The sequence below is a fragment of the Actinoplanes sp. NPDC051851 genome, assembly GCF_040681165.1.
Classification (GTDB): Bacteria; Actinomycetota; Actinomycetes; order Mycobacteriales; family Micromonosporaceae; genus Actinoplanes.
In genome coordinates, this window is record NZ_JBFAYF010000106.1 from 1 (window position 1) to 18922 (window position 18922).

General features: G+C 71.5%; 14 protein-coding genes and 1 pseudogene. 9 read left to right on the plus strand and 6 right to left on the minus strand.

The annotated features are described in order from the left end of the window. Nucleotides 1–167: 167 nt before the first annotated feature. Together AB0M08_RS45200 and AB0M08_RS45205 are read right to left on the minus strand one after the other, a co-directional pair. Nucleotides 168–872, minus strand: coding sequence for a DUF998 domain-containing protein (locus AB0M08_RS45200; RefSeq protein WP_364507865.1), 705 nt, complete (start codon nt 870–872; stop codon nt 168–170). A gap of 305 nt (nt 873–1177) precedes the next feature. Continuing rightward, entirely contained in the window at nt 1178–2929 is a 1752-nt protein-coding gene (locus AB0M08_RS45205) for a sulfatase (protein ID WP_364507868.1), read from the minus strand. Between the two features lie 173 nt (nt 2930–3102). Between AB0M08_RS45205 and AB0M08_RS45210 the strand changes: the two genes are divergently transcribed. The 3 genes from AB0M08_RS45210 (at nt 3103) to AB0M08_RS45220 (ending at nt 5994) form a co-directional block, all read left to right on the plus strand. Beyond that, nucleotides 3103–4566 (plus strand): MFS transporter, encoded by a 1464-nt coding sequence (locus tag AB0M08_RS45210; RefSeq protein ID WP_364507871.1) that lies wholly within the window; start codon nt 3103–3105, stop codon nt 4564–4566. Nucleotides 4567–4721: 155 nt separating this feature from the next. Next, nucleotides 4722–4847, plus strand: coding sequence for a hypothetical protein (locus AB0M08_RS45215; protein ID WP_364507874.1), 126 nt, complete (start codon nt 4722–4724; stop codon nt 4845–4847). A 4-nt stretch (nt 4848–4851) separates the two neighbouring features. Beyond that, nucleotides 4852–5994 carry an SGNH/GDSL hydrolase family protein gene (locus AB0M08_RS45220; protein WP_364507877.1) on the plus strand — a complete coding sequence of 381 codons (1143 nt, stop codon included), beginning with the start codon at nt 4852–4854 and terminating at the stop codon, nt 5992–5994. 19 nt (nt 5995–6013) lie between these two features. Here the strand turns inward: AB0M08_RS45220 and AB0M08_RS45225 are convergent, their stop codons facing one another. After that, nucleotides 6014–6634, minus strand: a complete 621-nt coding sequence (locus tag AB0M08_RS45225) for a TetR/AcrR family transcriptional regulator (protein WP_364507880.1) — start codon at nt 6632–6634, stop codon at nt 6014–6016. Nucleotides 6635–6827: 193 nt separating this feature from the next. Here AB0M08_RS45225 and AB0M08_RS45230 point away from each other — a divergent pair, with 193 nt between their 5' ends. Genes AB0M08_RS45230 through AB0M08_RS45240 form a run of 3 tightly spaced genes read left to right on the plus strand, consistent with a single transcriptional unit; the run spans nt 6828 to nt 13666 of the window. Then, a complete protein-coding gene (locus AB0M08_RS45230) occupies nt 6828–9245 on the plus strand; it encodes a glycoside hydrolase family 2 TIM barrel-domain containing protein (RefSeq protein WP_364507883.1) in 2418 nt (805 codons plus the stop codon). A 51-nt stretch (nt 9246–9296) separates the two neighbouring features. Further along, nucleotides 9297–11567: a glycoside hydrolase family 3 N-terminal domain-containing protein gene (locus tag AB0M08_RS45235; RefSeq protein WP_364507886.1), complete on the plus strand. Its 2271-nt coding sequence runs from the start codon at nt 9297–9299 to the stop codon at nt 11565–11567. Continuing rightward, nucleotides 11564–13666, plus strand: a complete 2103-nt coding sequence (locus AB0M08_RS45240) for a hypothetical protein (RefSeq protein WP_364507889.1) — start codon at nt 11564–11566, stop codon at nt 13664–13666. The genes AB0M08_RS45235 and AB0M08_RS45240 overlap by 4 nt, the downstream gene beginning before the upstream one ends. Nucleotides 13667–13762: 96 nt before the next feature. On the opposite strand, the gene AB0M08_RS45245 is transcribed toward AB0M08_RS45240, so the two are convergent. Both AB0M08_RS45245 and AB0M08_RS45250 read right to left on the minus strand, forming a co-directional pair. Then, entirely contained in the window at nt 13763–14719 is a 957-nt protein-coding gene (locus AB0M08_RS45245; protein WP_364507892.1) for a formylglycine-generating enzyme family protein, read from the minus strand. 35 nt (nt 14720–14754) lie between these two features. Further along, nucleotides 14755–15408 (minus strand): TetR family transcriptional regulator, encoded by a 654-nt coding sequence (locus AB0M08_RS45250; RefSeq protein ID WP_364507895.1) that lies wholly within the window; start codon nt 15406–15408, stop codon nt 14755–14757. A 120-nt stretch (nt 15409–15528) separates the two neighbouring features. On the opposite strand from AB0M08_RS45250, the gene AB0M08_RS45255 reads away from it, so the two are divergent. The 3 genes and pseudogenes from AB0M08_RS45255 (at nt 15529) to AB0M08_RS45265 (ending at nt 17397) form a co-directional block, all read left to right on the plus strand. Continuing rightward, nucleotides 15529–16971, plus strand: a complete 1443-nt coding sequence (locus AB0M08_RS45255) for an MFS transporter (RefSeq protein ID WP_364507898.1) — start codon at nt 15529–15531, stop codon at nt 16969–16971. After that, a pseudogene (locus AB0M08_RS45260) lies at nt 16971–17201 on the plus strand (SDR family NAD(P)-dependent oxidoreductase); the annotation flags it as partial. The gene AB0M08_RS45255 and the pseudogene AB0M08_RS45260, both read left to right, overlap by 1 nt. Before the next feature lie 70 nt (nt 17202–17271). Further along, entirely contained in the window at nt 17272–17397 is a 126-nt protein-coding gene (locus AB0M08_RS45265) for an SDR family oxidoreductase (RefSeq protein ID WP_364507904.1), read from the plus strand. A 65-nt stretch (nt 17398–17462) separates the two neighbouring features. Here AB0M08_RS45265 and AB0M08_RS45270 read toward each other — a convergent pair. Next, nucleotides 17463–18922 (minus strand): carboxylesterase family protein (locus AB0M08_RS45270; RefSeq protein WP_364507901.1); only part of this gene is annotated, 1460 nt, incomplete at its 5' end.

Sequence of the window (18922 nt, forward strand, 5' to 3'; positions counted from 1 at the left end):
CCCGCCCGTCGGTCGCGGCGGGGGCGTTGACGGGCCTGGTGGCCGGGGTGGCCCGCGACTGTTCCGGCCCGCGCCCGGCACCGTTCGTGAACGGTGCCGGGCGCCGGAACCGCTGCTGCTCCGGACGGACGCGCTCCAACTCGGCGAAACGCCCCGGGCAGGCGACCTCAGCGGGCCGTGTCTTCTACCGGGCGGCGCCAGATCGAGGTGCCGGCGGTGATGAGTCCGAACAGGACCGGGTAGACGGCGCAGCGTTCGACGAGGCCCACCAGGACGTTGGCGCCGGCGACGGAGACGAACACCACCAGCGAGACGAGTCCGAACACGCCGAGCAGGACCATGGCACGGCCGGGCCTACGGGCGACGCCGATGCGGTGGTGCAGGCGACCGAGGACGATGATGAGGACGTTGCCGCCGGCGATGGCCGCCATGGCGCCGAGGCTGTGGTAATCGACGGTGCCCTGGCTGTCGGCCTTGCCGTCGCCGTGGAAGAACGCCAGCACGACACCGCCGACGCCGACCAGGATCGCCAGGGCCTGCACCGGGATCCGTCGCCAGCCGCGCAGTCCGGTGAGCATGGTGACGCCGGCACACGTGAGGACACCGAAGACGAAGAAGCCGGTGTTCATCACCCCGTCGAGCGGCGAGTACATGTACTGGCCCAGCGCCGTCAGCGGGCCGTGTACACCCAGGTCGCTGATGTAGTGGTACGTGTAGCTGTAGGGGTGCTCCGTCCACGCGGCCGAGGCGACGAACTCGGCGAGGAAGAAGAGCACCGCCGCGGCGGCGAGCGTTGCTCCGGCGGCGCGGCGTCCGGGCGTACGGTCCGCAGTCGCCTCGGATCTGGTGTCTTTCGGTCGGATGTCGATCAACGTCGCCTCCTACGGTTCGCGAAGAAGGCGAGATTCCACCAGGCCACTGACACCGCACGCACACGGCACTGACGCGGTCTGTTCTCGCGGCCCGCCCGGTGTCGGCAACGCGGGTTACCGGCGCGACGCCGGACCGGCCACGACGCCGGACGGAGGCCTGGATACAAGCCCGGCCGATACGGCTCGTTCGCCGAGGGCCGTGCGGCGAACGAGCCCACCTCACCGGCGAGGCCGATGACGGCGGGCGGGGGACGTGGCGGCAGGGCAGGCGGCTGCTCCGCGGCGAGCGGCCCTCCGCGCAGTGTTCAGCGGGCCAGGTCGGTGCCGATGGCGCACAGCATGATCGCGGGGATGATCGCCAACCGGGCCATGTACAGCAGTGACAGGCCGGGTGGAAGGGTCAGCAGTTCGACGGCCGCGAGTTCGGGGAGGTGCTCGGCGACGACGGCGCGGTGACGGCGATCGGCGAGGAGCGCGGCCAGCGGGGTGGCGAGCAGGTCGGCGGCGGGCAGGTCGGCGAGTTCGGGAAGGGGCGCGGCGACGGCGGCGGCCCGGTCCGCCTGGTCGCGGACGAGCAGATGATCGGCGCCGGGTTCGCCGGTGTAGGGGATGCCGAGGCGCTGGAACTGGCTGTGCGGCGCGTGGTTGTCGTGCATCAGCCGGGCGAGCAGGCGCAGCATCCGCAGTTCGACCTCGTCGTCGGCGATCGGGCTCAGCTGCTGGGGGTCGCTCTCCAGGTCGAAGAGGAGGGTGCCGTGGTGCCACGGGTTCATCAGCTGGCTGGCGGTCGGGATGCGCATGGTCCGCAGCCCCTTGGTGAAGGCGAACGGTTCGGCCGGTTGCCACCCGCTCAGTTCGTGGACCGCGAACCGGGCCCGCATGTGGGTGGGCATCAGGGTGTGTTCGTCGAGGGGCTGGTTGGCCTGCTCGGCGGCGCCGCGCATGTAGACGTAGCGGCCGTCGGTGACGTTGACGTGGCCGCCGTGGATGCCGAAGAGCGCGCCGTCGCGGACCGGCCGGTCGTCGGCGAGCACGGCGGCCAGGTCGTGGCCCTGCATGTCGGCGGTCGGTGCGAGGCCGAAGAAGCGCAGGACGGTGGGGGCGATGTCGATGGTCTGGGCGAGGGCGCCGCGGCGGGTGTCGCGGCCGCGGGTGCGGGGGTCCCACAGGAACATCGGCAGGTGGACCAGTTCGTTGAACCACGGTTGGACGCTCTTGGCCCACCAGCCGTGTTCGCCGAGCAGGAACCCGTGATCGGTGTTGACTATCAGCAGGGTGTCGTCCCACAGGTCGTGTTCGTCCATGGCGTCGAGGACCCGGCCGAGGGAGTGATCGCACATCGAGACCAGGGCGGCGTACTCCAGACGGGCGTGTTCGACCTGGCCGGTGGGTTCGATGACCTTCTCGTAGCCGGGCCAGTCGAACCGGGGGCCGTCGTAGTCGTGCGGGTACTTCTTCTTGTAGGTGTCGTGGGAGAAGAACGGTTCGTGCGGGTCGAAGAGCTCGATCTGCAGCAGCCACCGGTCGGCGGCGGCGTTGGTCTCCAGGAAGTGCAGGCCCGCGTCGACGGTGAGGGTCTGTGAGTGGTCCGTCTCGGTCGGCTGGTACCTGCGGTTGACCTCGTCCTGCCGGACGGCTCTGGCCGGTCCGCCGGTGGCGGCGACACCGTCGGCGACCACGCCCTTCCAGGGATCGCCCTCCTGGCCGCGGAAGAATTCCCAGGTGGTGTACCGGGTGTGGTAGGTGGCGCCGCCGTCCTCCCAGTAGTGGGGGTGGTCGGAGGCGAGGTGGGTGTGGATGCCGGCGTCGCCGAGGAGCTGGGGCATCGAGTCGTCGAAGGGTTCGAGGGGGCCCCAGCTGCGGTGCAGGAAGTTGTACCGGCCGGTGTGCATCTCGCGGCGGGCCGGCATGCAGGGCATGGATCCGGCGTAGAAGTTGTCGAAGGTGACGGCCTTGGCGGCGAGGCGGGCGAAGTGGGGCGCGTCGACGAGGGTGTCGGCGTACGGGGCGAGCATGTGCCGGTTGAGGCTGTCGAACATCAGGATGATGGCGCGCATGGGAGCTCTCTTCGGGGGCGGTGTGGGCGTGTTTCAGCGGCGGATGTCCTGGTCGAAGGTTCCGCAGCGTCACGAGAATGTTTCCGCCCTGAAAATCTATCGCTCACAAAAATTAAAAGCTAGCCTCCGCCGAGAAGCACAGGGCTTCACCCGTACGGAAGGCGGGCTGCCGCATGACCCTTGAACTCAACTCCCCGCACGATGCCGCCGAGACAGAGAAGTCCGGTTTCGGCGCTCGTTTCGCGCTCGTCCTTGTCGCCCTGTTGTGGGCCTCTCAACTCAACGGCCTCATGGGCCTGATGGCCAGCAGCGCCCAGTCCGCGATCGCCATCCACTTCCACACCACCCAGATCGCCTGGTTCAGTCAGGTCGGACTGCTCGTGGGCGTCTTCACCACGCCGTTCACCGTCAAGGCCGCCGGCATGTACGGCAAGAAGCGCGTACTGGTCGTCATCACCGTGCTCGGCTTGGCCGGCGACCTGATCGCCGCCGTCTCCACCAACTACGAGACGTTGCTGATCGGCCGCGGCCTCGCCGGCTTCTACGGACCGTCGATCGCTCTCGTCTACGCCATGGCCCGCGACGTGTTCCCGCGCCGGCTGGTCGGTCCGGCCAGCGGTTTCCTCGGCGGCGGCATGGGCGTCCTGGCGCTCGGTGGCCCGTTCCTGACCGGCTGGATCCTCGACGACTTCGGCTATCGCGGCGTGCTGTGGTTCATGGCCGCCGCCACCGCGATCAGCCTGCTGGCCGTGCAGTTCATGGTCCCCGAGAGCCCGGTGCGCGAGGGCCGCACGCCGATGGACTGGGCGGGCGGCATTCTTCTCGGCGGCGGCTTCGCCTCGGTCATCTACGGCGTCGGCAAGGGCGCTGAATGGGGCTGGACCAACGGCAGGACTCTGGGGTTCATCGGCGGTGGCCTCATCGCGGTGATCGCATTCCTGATGCTCGAACGCCGGGTCGCCCACCCGCTGTTTCCGATCTCCCTGCTCGGGCGCCGCCGGGTGTGGGCGACGTTCCTGGTCACCTCACTGGCCATGGGCGCGGTCTACGCACAGGGCACCGTGGCGTACCTGCTGGTGCTCATGCCGAAGATCCCGGGCCTGTCGGACGGGCTGGGCTGGACCGCCACGAAGAACGCCACGGTCGGAGCGGTGGGCAGCGTCGTGCTCATCGCCACCTCCGTCGCCGCCGGTGCGCTGGCCCGCCGTGTCGACTCCCGCATCCTGCTCGCCGCCGGCGGCGCCCTGGTGGTCGCCTCGGTGGGGCTCACCTCGCAGTTCCACTACCAGCCCGGGCATTTCATCGCCATCGGACTGCTCAGTGGCCTCGGCATGGGCACGGTCGTGGCCGTGGTGCCGATCATGATCATCGAATCGGTGCGGCCGGAGGAGCAGGCGCTCGGCAACGGCGCCCAGAATCTCATGCAGGGCGTGATGCAGGGCGTGCTCACCCAGCTGGCGTTCGTGATCGTGGCGCGAGGCAGCCACACGGTGAACGGCACCGCGTTCTACGTCGACCGCAGCTACACCCATGGCTTCATGTTCTTCGCCGGAGTGGCAGCGGTCGCCACCCTGCTCGTCGTGCTGATCCCGAAGGCCAAGCCGCTCGACGAGGTGGATGCGGGCCGGTCCGCCTGACCCGTGTGCCTCCTCGCCGGCCCCGGTTCCGGCACGGCGCGAAGCCCTGGCCGGAACCGGGGCCGGCGAGGACGGTGCCGGTGTCCCGATGAGGGCCGGACCGGGAAGGTCGCCCGGCCGTGAACACGTACCGATCATCCTAGGAGCAACCTGCCGTGACCTTTCCCGACCCGTTCCTCTGGGGCCCCTCCACGTCCGCGCATCAGACCGAGGACAACAACGTGAACAGCGACTGGTTACGGATCACCGCAGCGGACGCCCACGATCTGCGGGAGGCGTGACGGCGTGCGATCTGTCCTCACCACCGTGCTCGACGCCGCCGCCGGAGCGCTGGAGGTCGTCCCCGGCCCCGACGGCGCTGTCCTGCACCGGTCGTCACGCACGACCCGGTCCCGGCTGACCGATCCGGGCTTCGACTTCATGAGTGCCGTGCCGTCCGGGGTCCGGATCGAGGCCGACACCGACGCGCACGTCATCGAACTCGACGTCGAGCTCACCAAGGTGCTTCTGGCCGGCACGACCTCGGCCGGCGCGGCCTTCGACCTCGTGGTCGACGGCGTACTGCGTGCACCCGTGGTCACCACCGAGGAGACGCTGATCGTCATGGACCCGGTCAGCGGTGCGACCACCTTCGTGCCCGCGGGTCCCACGACGGTACGGCTGGAGATCGGTGCGCCCGGCATCTCCCGCGCCATCGAGATCTGGCTACCGGCGTCGACGATGCTGAAGCTCCGTGATGTGCGCATCCCGGACGGCGCGACGCTGCGCCCGGCCGCGTCGCCCGGCCCGCTGTGGGTGCATCACGGCAGCTCGATCAGCCAGTGTTCCGAAGCCGACCGGCCCACCGGGACCTGGCCCGCGATCGTCGCCCGGGGCACCGGGCACCGGCTGCTCAACCTGGCTCTCGGCGGCCAGTGTCACCTGGACCAGGCCGTGGCCCGCACGATCCGGGACCTGCCGGCGACCGTTGTCAGCCTCGAACTCGGCATCAACGTCGTCAACGCCGACTCGATGCGTACGCGGGCGTTCGTCTCGGCGTTCCACGGGTTCCTCGACACCATCCGGGACGGGCACCCGCGGACACCCGTCGTCGTCATCACTCCGATCGTCTGCCCGGCCGCTGAGGAGCACCCCGGCCCGACCCGCCTGGCCGCGGACCTGACGACCCGTACGGTCGACCGGCCGGCGGAACTCGCGGAGGGCGCCCTGTCGCTGACGGCCGTCCGGGGCCTGCTGGGCGACCACGTACGACGGCGCGTGGCCGAGGGCGACACCAACCTGTATCTGGTCGACGGGCTCACGCTCTTCGGGCCCGCGGACGCCGCCGACCTGCCCGACGGGCTGCATCCCAGCAGCCGCGGATATCAGCGCATCGCCGCACGCTTCGAACCCGCCGTCTTCGGCCCCGGCGGGGTTCTCACCCGCTGAGGAGGGTCGACCCGCGTGCCTATCCGTCGGCTCCGGTGGGGTGGGGGGCCGGGGAGGGCGGGGCCAGCATCCGGGTGAAGGCCTCGGCAACCGCGGCGATGTCCGCCGTGGGGTCGTGCATCCACTGGATCTGCAAGCCGTCCAGGACCGCCAGCACGGCGCGAGCGAGATGCGCGGCCTGCTCGTCGGCGCGGATCCGGCCGGCCGACTGTTCGCGTGCGAAGTCCTTGGTGACCTCGTCGGTGAGGCTTCGATAACGCTCGGCGAAGTAGCTGCGGGCGGGGCTGTCCGGGTCGGTGGCGGCCGCGGAGAGCGTGACGTAGAGCTTGGCCAGCGCCGGGTGGTCGGTGGTCAGCCGGGTGCTGGCCACCATGTTCTCGACCATGGTGCGGTTCTCGTCGACGGTCTCGGCGGTCGCCTTGCCCAGCAGATCGCGTCGTTCCAGCACGGCCAGCAGCAGATCGTCGCGGGTCGGGAAGTAGTAGGTCAGTGCCGGCTGCGTCACCCCGACCCGGTCGGCGATGTCCTGCAGCGAGACACGTTCGCCGTGCTCGTCGATGGCCTCGTAGGCGGCCTGCAGGATCTGTTCCCGTCGTTCCGCGCTCTTGCGGTACGGGCCGCGGGCTTTGCGGTTCGTCACCCGTCAGACCGTACTTCACCGCGGGGGTGGCGCCGTGCGCCGCTCGGACGGGTGGGTGCGGCTCCCGGTGACGGTGATGTTTCCATCCCGAAAATCTATCGTTCAAAAAAATTAGGGGTTAGGGTGGGGCCCGAGCCGTAGCCGGCGCCACGCCGTGAGCCGCCCGCACTCCTTGCGCACCAGGGGAGAGATCATGATCCGCACGTCGTTCAACCACGGCTGGGAGTTCCGGCCGAAGGTGAATCCCTTCGCCGAACTGGCCGGGGTGCGTGTGCCCTACCAGCCGGTGACCCTGCCGCACGACGCGATGCTCGCCCAGCAGCGCAGCGAGACCGGCACCCCCGCCACCGCCTACTTCCCCGGCGGTACCTACGAGTACCGCAAGACGTTCACGGTGCCCGCCGCCGGCGAGGGCGACCGGATCCTGATCGAGTTCGAGGGCGTCTACCGCGACGCCGTGGTCTACGTCAACGGCGTCTACGCCGGGCAGCGCCCGTACGGATACTCGCCGTTCCGCGTCGACGCCACCGCCCTGCTGCGCTACGGCGCCGACAACGAGATCCGTGTCGAGGCCCGCAGCCACCAGGACTCCCGCTGGTACACCGGCGCGGGCATCTATCGCGACACCTGGCTGCTGACCGGCGGCCCGGTCCGGATCGCCCCCGGATCCCTGCACGTCACCACCCCGCAGGTCGACGCCGACCGGGCGGTCGTCGAGGTCGCCGTCACGGTCGGCAACGACACCACGCTGCTGCGGACCACCCACCTGACGGTCGACGTGCGCGATGCCGCCGGCCACGTCGTGGCCACCGCCGCGACGCCCGTCTCGGTACGCCCCGGCGAACCCGCGACCGCCCGCCTGCGGCTCTACGTCGCCGACCCGCGCCTGTGGGGCCCGGACACCCCCACCCTGTACACCACGACCGCGACTCTCGGCGACGGTGACACCGACACGACCACCTTCGGCATCCGCACGCTGAGCCTCGACCCGCACCGCGGTCTGCGGGTCAACGGCACGACCGTGAAACTGCGCGGCGCCTGCGTGCACCACGACAACGGGCTGCTCGGCGCGGTGAGCACGGCACGCGCCGAGCACCGCCGGATCCAGCGGCTCAAGGACGCCGGGTTCAACGCCGTCCGGGTCTCGCACCAGCCGGCCGCCCGCGCCATGCTGGACGCCTGCGACCGGATCGGGATGCTCGTCATCGACGAGGCCTTCGACATGTGGACCAGCGGGAAGACCGAGTTCGACTACCACCTGAACTTCGCCGAGTGGTGGGAACGCGACATCGAGGCGATGGTCACCAACGACCGTAACCACCCCAGCGTGATCATGTACTCGATCGGCAACGAGATCCCCGAAGCCGGATCACCGGCCGGCGCGGTCCAGGGCCGCGCTCTCGCCGAGCGGATCCGCGCTCTCGACCCGACCCGGTACGTCACCAACGGCGTCAACAACATGCTGGCCGTGATGGCGGACCTGGCCGCGATGCGGGCGCAGCAGGAACAGGACGGCGGCGGCATCAACACCGCGATGGCCGGCAACGCCGGCGACATGATGAACGCCATCGCCGGCTCCGACCTGGTCACCCAGCGCACCGCCGAGTCCTACGCGCTGCTCGACGTGGCCGGCATGAACTACTCCGAGGCCCGCTACCCCCTCGACGCCGGCCTCTTCCCGAACCGGATCATCCTGGGCACCGAGACCTTCCCGACCCGGATCGCCGACCTGTGGGCGCAGGTCCTGCGGCACGACCACGTGATCGGCGACTTCACCTGGACCGGCTGGGACTACCTCGGCGAGGTCGGCATCGGCCGCCCGCAGTACCACGACCCCGACGCCGTCCCCGCCTTCAACGGCCCCTACCCCTACCTGCTCGCCGGCACCGGTGACATCGACATCCTCGGCGACCGGCGCCCGGCGTCGTACTACCGCGAGATCGTCTTCGGGTTGCGGTCACTGCCCTACCTCGCCGTCCGCCGGCCCCAGCACTTCGGCAAGACCTTCTCGGGTACGCCGTGGGCATGGTCGGATGCCATCGCGTCCTGGACCTGGCCCGGCTCCGAGGGGCAGCCGGCCACGGTCGAGGTGTACTCCGCCGGTGACGAGGCCGAACTGCTGGTCGACGGCGAGTCCACCGGCCGGCGCGGGCTCGTCGAGCACCGTACCGCGTTCGACGTCGTCTACCAGCCCGGCGAGCTCGTCGCCGTCGCGTACGAGAAAGGGGTGGAGATCGGCCGCCACCGGCTGCGGACCGCGACCGGACCGCTCAGCCTGCGGGCCGTCGCCGAACAGACCGCGGTCGCGGTCGGCGGCGGTGACCTGGCCTACGTCGCGCTGACCCTCACCGACGCCGGCGGCGTCGTGCACACCGCCGCCGACCGGCCGATCACCGTCGAGGTCACCGGCGACGGCGAACTGATCGGCCTGGGCAGCGCCGACCCGTGCACCGCGGAACGCTTCGACGCCACCACCCGCACCAGCTACGAAGGCCGTGTGCTCGCCGTCCTCCGGCCCACCGGGCCCGGCAAGATCCGGCTGCTCGCCACGGCGCCCGGCTGTGATCCCGCCGAGGTCCTCATCGCCGTCGACGAGACCCCGTCGCGCTGAGAACCACCCGCTCCCCGGCCATCCCGCTCTCCGACCCGAAAGATTCGTACCGTGACTGAGCCTCGTTATCTGGATCCCGCGCTGCCCGTCGAGGAGCGCGTCGCCGACCTGCTGCCCCGGCTGACCCTGGAGGAGAAGGCCGGGCAGATCACCCAGTTCTTCTACTTCGGTGGCATGCAGCAGCAGGTCCCGGACGACTTCGACATCGCGTCGCTGCCGCCGGAGCATCAGGTGTTCGCACGACAGCCGGCGATGGTCGAGGAGGCGATCGGCAGCGGGCGTGCGGGATCGGTGCTCTTCGTCAAGGACGCGGTCACCGCGAACCGGTTGCAGCGCCTGGCCGTGCGGCAGAGCCGGCTGGGGATTCCCCTGCTGTTCGGCTTCGACGTCATCCACGGATGGCGAACCGTCTTCCCGGTACCGATCGGGCTGGCCGCCACCTGGTGCCCGGTGACGATCGAGGGCGCACAGGCGGTCGCCGCCCGCGAGGCCCGTGCCGCCGGCGTCCACTGGACGTTCGCCCCGATGATCGACGTCTCCCGGGACCCGCGGTGGGGGCGGATCATCGAATCCCCGGGCGAGGACCCCTACCTGGGAGCGGCCGTCGCGGCCGCGCAGGTCCGCGGTTTCCAGGGCGACCTCGGACCCGGCCGCCTCGTCGCCGGCCCCAAGCACCTGGCCGGGTACGGCGCCGCCCGCGGCGGACGCGACTACGACGACGCCGAGGTCTCCGACTCCGAACTGTGGAACGTGTACCTGCCGCCCTTCCAGGCGGCCGTCGAGGCCGGCGCCCTGAACGTGATGAGCGCGTACATGGACCTCAACGGGGTTCCGGCGTCCGGCAACCGCTGGCTGCTGACCGAGGTGCTGCGGGAGACGTTCGGCTTCGACGGGTTCGTCGTCTCCGACGCCAACGCGGTGCGCTCGCTCGAGGTCCAGCACTTCGCCCGGGATCTCGCCGACGCGGCCGCCCGCGCGGTCACCGCGGGACTGGACATGGAGATGTGCATGGTCGACCCGGCGTTCTCCCGGCTGCCCGAGGCGGTGGAGCAGGGCCTGGTCACCGAGGCGACGATCGACGAGGCGCTGCGCCGCGTCCTGACGGTCAAGTTCCGGCTCGGGCTGTTCGAGAACCCGTACGCCGACGAGACCGCGTCCTGGGAGCCCGCGGCGCACCGGCAGGCGGCCCGCACGGCAGCGGAACGCGGCATCGTCCTGCTCAAGAACGACGACGGCGCCCTGCCGCTGGACACCACGGGGCTCACCACCGTGGCGGTCATCGGGGAACTGGCCGACAGCGGGCGCGACACCCTGGGCCCCTGGGTCTTCGCGCACGACACCGGCGAGACCGTGACGATCCTCGACGGCCTGCGCACCCGTCTCGGCGACGAGGTCACCCTCCGGTACGCGCCCGGCGCGGGCATCCCGGACCGGACGTTCGCGTCGGTGTTCGACCAGATGGATCCCACCGTCGTCGCCGCCGACGCGGACCGCGACGACGACGCCGAGATCACCCGGGCCGTCGAGGCGGCCACCGGGGCGGACGTCGCGGTCGTCGTGGTGGGACAACGGCAGAACCAGATCGGGGAGAACGCGTCGTCGGCGACCCTGGACCTGCCCGGCCGGCAGCTGGAGCAGCTCCAGCGGATCGCCGCCACGGGCACACCGGTGGTGCTCGTGGTGATGTCCGGGCGCCCCCTCGACCTGCGGTGGGCCGACGCGAACCTGCCCGCCGTCGTGCAGGCCTGGTACCCGGGCAGCCGTGGCGGCGAGGCCGTGGCGGCGGTGCTGGCAGGCGACGTCTCACCGGCCGGGCGGCTGCCGTTCACCTGGCCCCGTCATGCCGGCCAGGTGCCGATGATCTACGCCCACCACCGTACCTTCGCCCCGCAGGATCAGGGACGACGGTACTGGGAGGAGGAGAGCACGCCGCTGTACCCGTTCGGGCACGGCCTGTCCTACGGCACCTTCGCCTACACCGGCCTGCGCGTCGCGCACGACACCATCGCGGTCGGGGAGAGCACGACCGTGTCGGTCGAGGTGACCAACACCTCGGGCCGGGAGGCCGACGAGGTCGTACAGCTCTACCTCCACCAGCGCCACGGCAGCGCCTCACGCCCGGTCCGCGAGCTGAAGGGCTTCCAGCGGGTGACACTGGCACCCGGACGGAGCCGGACGGTCACCTTCCCGCTGGGGCCGCGGGAACTGTCGTACTGGAACGCGGCCGCCCGCGGTGTGGTCCAGGATCCCACCACGCTCGACATCTGGGTCGGCGGCAGCTCGGCCGCCGAGCTCACCACGGTCCTGGAGATCAAGCGATGAAGGGCCCGATCGACCGGCAGGCCGTCGTCCGGCGGCACACCGTCGAGGTGACCGCGCCCGACCCCGGCACTCCGCTCACCGTCGGCAACGGCGACTTCGCGTACACGGCCGACATCACCGGCATGCAGACGTTCACCGGCTTCCACGACCAGACGGCCGCGATGGCACGGCAGCGGCTGGCCGTGAACACCGCGACCCTGTCGAACTGGGGCTGGCACGAGATGCCCAACCCGCGGGGGCACGTGCTGGCGGACGCGATGACGGCGTACGAGACGGCCCGCGGAACGGTGCACTACCCGGACCGCTACGACATGACCGCCGCGATGACCGGGGCGCCGATCCCGGAACGGCTGCGCGCCGGCACCTGGTTGCACCAGAACCCGCAACGGCTGGATCTCGGCCGGATCGGCCTGCTGCTGCGCCGTGAGACCGACGCCGAGCCGGAGACCGACCCGGCGGCGCTCACCGGCACACACCAGCGCCTCGACCTGTGGACCGGCGAGCTGACCAGCGTCTTCACCTACGCGGGCCATCAGGTGCGGGTCAGCACGGTCGCGGACCCGGTACGGTCGCGGGTCGCGTTCCGGATCGCGTCACGGCTGCTGGCCGACGGCCGGGCGGCGGTCGCGATCCGTTTCCCGTACGCCAGCGACGGCTTCTTCACCACCTCGGACTGGTCGCTTCCCGACCGGCATCACAGCGACGCCCGCCATCCCGAGGTGTACGACACCCGCATCGACCGCACCGTGGACGGCACCCGGTACGCGGTGCACCTCAGCGGCCGGTTCGCGGCGGGCGCGCAGCCGCACCAGTTCGTCCGGTACACCGGTGCCGAGACGATGGACGTGGTCGTCGACTTCACACCGGCGGACCGGCCCGGGGAGCTCGCCACCTTCGACGAGATCCGGCGGGCGGCGGCCGTACGGTGGCGGGATTTCTGGATGTCGGGTGCCGCGGTCGATTTCGCCGGCAGCACCGATGAGCGCGCCCCCGAACTGGAACGCAGGGTGGTGCTCTCGCAGTACCTGACCGCGGTGAACTGTTCCGGCAGCCTGCCGCCGCAGGAGACCGGGCTGATCACCAACAGCTGGCAGGGCAAGTTCCACCTGGAGATGCACTGGTGGCACGCGGCCCACTTCACCACCTGGGGCCGGTCCGAGCTGATGGAACGCAGCCTGGACTGGTACCTGTCCACCCTCGACGTGGCCCGTGACACCGCGCGCCGCCAGCGGTACGCCGGCGCCCGCTGGCCCAAACACGTCGGGCCGGACGGCAGGGAGAGCCCGTCGGCGATCGGGGCCTTCCTGGTCTGGCAGCAACCGCATCCGCTCTACCTGCTGGAACTGCTGCACCGCTCGGCCGGTGCGGAGGCCGGTGCGGAGCTGGTGGAGCGGTTCGCCGTCCTGGTCGAGGAGACCGCGGCGTTCATGGCCGATTTCGCCCAGGAACGCGACGGCGCCTTCCACCTGCTGCCGCCGTTGCTGGCCGCACAGGAGTTCTACGACGCCACCACGGTCGAGGACCCGACGTTCGAGGTGGCGTACTGGTGGTACGGCCTGGAGATCGCGCAGCGCTGGCGGGAACGCCGTGGTCTGGCTCGCGACCAGCGGTGGAAGCACCTTCAGGAGAGCCTGGCCCGCCCCCGCCAGGACGGCGGCTGCTACGCGGCCGTCGCCACCGAGCCGTACCTCACCCGCGACGACCATCCGTCGCTGCTGTGCGCACTCGGTGTCCTGCCCGCGACGCCGCTGATCGATCCGGCCGTGATGGCGGCGACCCTGAACGACGTGCTCGGCGACTGGGCCTGGGACACCGCGTGGGGCTGGGACTTCCCGGTCCTGGCGATGACCGCCACCCGGACCGGGCAACCCGGGACGGCCGTCGACGCGCTGTTGATGGACACCCCGAAGAACCAGTGGACGGTGGCCGGCCACACCCCGCAGATGGGTGCGCTGCTCCCGGTCTACCTGCCGTCCAACGGCGGCCTGCTCGCCGCCGTGTCGCTGATGGCCGCCGGCTGGGACGGCTCCGGGGACTGCCCCGGTTTCCCCGCCGAGGGCTGGACCGTGCGGCACGAGGGTTTCACGCCGTGGCCGTGATCTCCGGTGCGTGCCCTCGGGCTGTTTCTGCGCCCGCCCATCGGGTGGCCGCGTCGAGCTGACCGCCGTTCGCTGACCCGCCGGACGAGCGGCGGGTCAGCCGGCGGCCACCGTGCGGAATCCCGCGTTGGCCATCGACGAGTCGGCGGTGTTGGCCGAGCGGGCGGCGTTGCGGTAGCGGTTGCAGTACGAGTCGTGACACAGGTACGAGCCGCCGCGCAGCACTCTCGCGCCCGTCTCGGCGGTGCACACCGGATTCGCCACGGGTCCCGGAGCGCGCCGTGCGTACGCCCGGGGGTCGTGTGAGTCGGCGCACCACTCCCAGACGTTGCCGACGCTCTGCCAGAGCCCGAGTCCGTTGGGCCGGTAGGTGCGGACCGGGGCGGTGGTCACCCAGCCGTCCTCGGCGGTGTTGTGGTCCGGGAACCGGCCCTGCCAGATGTTCGCCCGCCATGCGCCGCCGGATCCGGGCGCCTCGTCGCCCCAGGGGTACCGGGCCGCCGTCAGGCCGCCGCGTGCCGCGCGTTCCCATTGGGCCTCGGTCGGCAGGGCACGTCCGGCCCACCGGCAGTAGGCCTGCGCGTCGTTCCAGCTGACGTGGACCACGGGATGGTCGTTGCGGCCGTCGATGTCGGACAGGGGGCCCTCGGGATGACGCCAGTCGGCGCCGCGTACGTCCCACCACCACGGTGCCCGCGCGTCGCGGCCCAGGACGTCGGTGTGCTCGGCCGCGACCACCCGGTGGAAGACCGCGGAGGATCCGAACGTCTCGGCGTCGGTGCGGTAGCCGGTGCCGGCGGCGAAGGCGGCGAAGTCTTCGTTGGTGACGGTGGTCGCGTCGATGGTGAACGCGTCCAGTTCGACCCGGTGGACCGGTTGTTCCCCGTCCTGGAGCCGGCCGTCACCGTGGCCGTCCCCCATCGCGAAGGCCCCGGCGGGGATCGGGCACTGTTCGATCCGGTGGCTGCCCGCTCCGGCCGGCACGGCAGTGCCGGCGGAGGCGGTGCCGGGCCGCTGGCGTCTCGTCGAGCAGCATGCGCCGGTCTCCTGCACGACGTTCCTCCTCGGACGGTCCTGTCGCGCGGCGCTCACGCCTTCGCGGTGCCGGGGAGGGTGACGGGCGCCTGCCAGAGGCCGGTGATCGCGTCGATCAGGCTGTCGGCGGCCTCGGCCCAGGTCGCGTGGTGGGTGGGGGAGTGGGCGGCGAGGGCGCGCTCACGGTCGATGGCCATCTGCACCACCAGGTGCCGGGCCATCATGGCGCGTTCGGCGCGGATGTTGCCGGGTATCCCGGGCAGGCACCGGGCCAGGTTGCCGGCGAGGTCGAGCAGCGCCGGGGTGGTGTCGACCGACTCCTCGGTGAGGATGGCGGCGAGGGTGGGGTCGGCGCGGACCTGGGCGGTGAACCGGGCGTACCAGGTCGGGCTGCCCAGTGCCTCCAGGTGTTCGGTGAGGGGCCGGACCAGGCAGGCCACCCAGTCGCGGGGGTCGGTGGATCCGGCGGCGTTCGTCATCATCTGCTCGCGGCGCCGGCCGATCGGCTCGGCGTGGCGTCGCACGATGGCGCGTACGACGTCGGCCTTGGTGCCGAAGTGGTACACGACCGCGGTGTTGTTGCCCTGCTCCGCGGCCTGGCTGATCTCCCGGTTGGCCACGGCGTGCACACCGCGTTCGGCGAACAGGCGCTCCGCGGCGGCCAGCAACGCCTCGCGGGTCGCGTTGACCCGTTCTTCCCTCTTCATCCCACCCGCCACGATCGTGTTTCCTGCCCGTCGAGCCTAGTCGGGAACGCCACAGTGCCTTGAATCGGCGCGACCCGCGCCGATAGTTTAAATCAACCAGTTGATTTAATGGAGATGAGCATGGCTGAGATACTCACCGCACCGCCGGAGAGCGACCAGGTGTCGCCGGCGAAGAACCCGAACATGATCGTGGCCGTGCTGGCGTTCGCCGGCATCGTCGTCGCGCTCATGCAGACCATGGTCATCCCGATCGTCCCGGACCTGCCCCGGCTGCTGGGCGCCGACGCGGCCGACACCGCCTGGGCCGTCACCGCGACCCTGCTCGCGGCCGCGGTCGCCACCCCGGTCGTCGGACGCCTCGGCGACATGTACGGCAAGCGCCGCATGCTGCTGGTCAGCCTGGCCATCCTGCTCGCCGGATCGGTCGTCTGCGCTGTCAGCGGCGCGTTGCCGCTGTTCATCGTGGGGCGTGCGCTGCAGGGCCTGGCCGCCGGTGTCATCCCCCTGGGCATCAGCATCATGCGCGACGAGTTGCCCGCCGAGAAGCTCGGCTCCTCGACGGCGCTGATGAGCGCCTCACTCGGCGTCGGCGGGGCGATCGGCCTGCCCCTCGCCGCGTTCGTCGCCGAGAACTTCGACTGGCACGTGCTCTTCTGGGCCTCCGCCGTGCTGGGTGCGGGCGCCGTGGCGCTGGTGCTGACACTGGTGCCGGAGTCGAGCCGTCGCACCGGTGGCCGATTCGACCTTCCCGGCGCCATCGGATTGTCCGCCGCGCTGGTCAGCCTGCTGCTGGCGGTCTCCAAGGGCGCCACCTGGGGCTGGACCAGCGGCACCACCCTCGGGCTGTTCGCCGCGGCCGTGGTGATCCTCCTGGTCTGGGGCTTCTACGAGACCCGGGCGGCGGCGCCGCTGGTGGACCTGCGGACGACCATGCGCCGGCAGGTGCTCTTCGCCAACCTCGGTGGCCTGGCCTTCGGCTTCTCCATGTTCGCCACCCAGCTCATCATTCCGCAGCTGCTCCAGTTGCCCGCCCAGACCGGTTACGGCCTGGGCCGTTCGCTGCTCACCGTGGGGCTCGTGCTCGCACCGCAGGGTCTGGTGGTGATGGCCGTGGCCGGTCTGTCCGCGAAGGTCTCGGCGCGATTCGGGCCGAAGGTCACCCTGATGATCGGTGCGCTCGTCGTGGCCGGCGGCTACCTGCTCAACCTGGTGCTGATGACCGAGATCTGGCACCTGATCCTGGTCTCCTGCGTGATCGGCGGTGGTATCGGTTTCGCCTACGGCGCGCTGCCGCTGCTGGTCATGGGTGCGGTCCCGGTCTCCGAGACCGCTGCCGCGAACGCCCTCAACACCCTGCTGCGCTCGATCGGCGGCTCGGTCGCCAGTGCGGTCTGCGGTGTCGTCCTGGCCCAGATGACGATCTCCTTCGGCGGGCATGCGCTGCCGTCGGAGAACGCCTTCAAGGTGATCATGGCGGTTGCCGCCGGCGCCGCCCTGGTCGCCTTCGTCCTCGCCTCGTTCCTGCCCCGGCAACGGGGTGCCGTCGCGAAAGGCGCTCACTGATGACGGCCTCGATCGAGCAGGCGGGCCCGGTGCTGCGCCGGCCGGGCGGGCTTCTTCCGGACAAGATCGCGGTGATCACCGGTGCCGGCGTCGGCATCGGCCGGGCCTGTGCCCAGGTGTTCGTCGCGGAGGGTGCCCGGGTCCTCGTCGCCGACGTCAGCGGCGCGCAGGAGAAGACCGCCGCCGACCTGGGTGAGGCGGCCGTGCCGTTCCGGGCAGACATGCGCGACGAGCGTGACATCGCGGCGATGATCGACCGGGCGGTCGAGGTGTTCGGGCGTATCGACCTCGCGGGCCGCGCTGGGCCGTGGCGGGCGGTCGGAGGAGCAGGCGTACGTCGCCGCCTTCCTCGCCTCCGACCTCGCGTCGTTCGTCACCGGCGCCGTCGTCCCGGTCGACGGAGGCTGGACGGCCAAGCTCGCCTGAGCCGTGCCGGTGGCCGCAGGGGGTGCACCCTCTGCGGCCACCGGGCCTGTCCCTGCGGCGGGCTCTCAGCCGCGCGGCAGTGGCAGCGCGCCGAATCGGTGGTCGCGCCACAGCCGCCGGGAGGCCTCCTCCGGATAGGGCGCCACCGCGGGTGCGGCGTCGAAGACCCGGGTGGGCCGGTCATCGGGGTCGTAGACCGGCCAGCCAGGGTCGCCGGTCGCGGCGAAGGCCGCCCACGCCGTGCGGATCTGCCGGGTCAGGCGAAGCGTGTCGGCGGTGGGCTCGGGCCCGATGGCGGCGGGACCGAGGTGCGCGTCGTAGGTGCCGAACAGCAGCGGGCCGTCCAGTCCGTGGCAGGCGCCCAGGGCCCCGCCCTGACCGGGCGGCTGCCAGGTCAGCTCGTAGAGCCAGGCGCGCCCACCGCCGGCGATCTGCGCGTCGGCGAGGTGCAGGGTCGGCATCCGGAACAGCCAGTCGCTCTGGACCAGCTCGTACAGCCGGTCGGCGTCGGCGTCGGGGAACGCGGCACGGTAGGACCGCTCGGCGTGCTCGCCGGGACCGAAGATCCGTAGCGCCTGTCCGGCCTGCTCGTCGGTGATCGTGCCGAGCCGTCCCGAGAAGAGCAGGAAGGTGCGGTACTCGTCGCGGTTGTGCCCGACGACCAGGTCGACGTCGCGTCCGGCGCCGCGCCGCAGTCCGGTCCACGGGTCCTCGGGGAGCACGTCGCCGTCGACGACGGGGGAGAACAGCGACAGGGTGTGCGCGAAGACGCCCCACCGGTCGGCGTACCGATGCATCGCGCTCTCCACCGTGTGCCCGTGTGCGGGCAGCCGCCGCGGATCCGTGCTCGCCAGGCCGGCGGCCGTCGGCGGGCACCCGGCCTCCGCGGCCAGTGCCGCCGTGATGTCCCTTGCCAGTTCGGGCGAGAGGTAGGTGCCGGGCAGGCTCTGGCCGACGGCTCGCCGGAACAGGCCCCGGGCGCGTGGCATGACCATCAGCGCGGCGATCGATCCGGCTCCCGCCGAGTCGCCGAGGACGGTGACCTGGCCGGGGTCGCCGCCGAAGGCCGTGATGTTGTCCTGGACCCAGCGCAGTGCGGCGATCTGGTCGAGCAGGCCCCGGTTGGCGGGGGCGCCTTCGATGTGGGCGAACCCCTCCACGCCGAGCCGGTAGTTGACCGAGACGAACACCGTTCCCGTGTCGCGGACCAGGTGCTGGGCGTCGTAACCGGGGCTGCCGGAGAAGCCGTGCTTGTAGGCGCCGCCGTGGATCCAGACCATCACGGGCAGGCGGGCGGCGCGGTCGGGCGCCGGTGTCCAGACGTTGACGGTCAGCCAGTCGTCGCCCGTGCCGTGGAACAGGTCGCCGCCGCGGCGGCCGGACATGGTCGCATCCTGGGGCGGGGGCGGGCCGAACGACTCCGCGGGCCGGGGCCCGTCCCACGCCGGGGCGGGCCGGGGCGGCTGGAAGCGGGCGTCCCCCATCGGCGCGGCGGCGGAGGGGATGCCGCGGAACACCGCGAGGC

Bases quoted from the DNA above. Each gene is read 5' to 3' on its own strand.
- AB0M08_RS45205 (WP_364507868.1), bottom strand. From the start codon at position 2,929: ATGCGCGCCATCATCCTGATGTTCGACAGCCTCAACCGGCACATGCTC.
- AB0M08_RS45210 (WP_364507871.1), top strand. From the start codon at position 3,103: ATGACCCTTGAACTCAACTCCCCGCACGATGCCGCCGAGACAGAGAAG.
- AB0M08_RS45230 (WP_364507883.1), top strand. From the start codon at position 6,828: ATGATCCGCACGTCGTTCAACCACGGCTGGGAGTTCCGGCCGAAGGTG.
- AB0M08_RS45240 (WP_364507889.1), top strand. From the start codon at position 11,564: ATGAAGGGCCCGATCGACCGGCAGGCCGTCGTCCGGCGGCACACCGTC.
- AB0M08_RS45250 (WP_364507895.1), bottom strand. From the start codon at position 15,408: ATGAAGAGGGAAGAACGGGTCAACGCGACCCGCGAGGCGTTGCTGGCC.
- AB0M08_RS45255 (WP_364507898.1), top strand. From the start codon at position 15,529: ATGGCTGAGATACTCACCGCACCGCCGGAGAGCGACCAGGTGTCGCCG.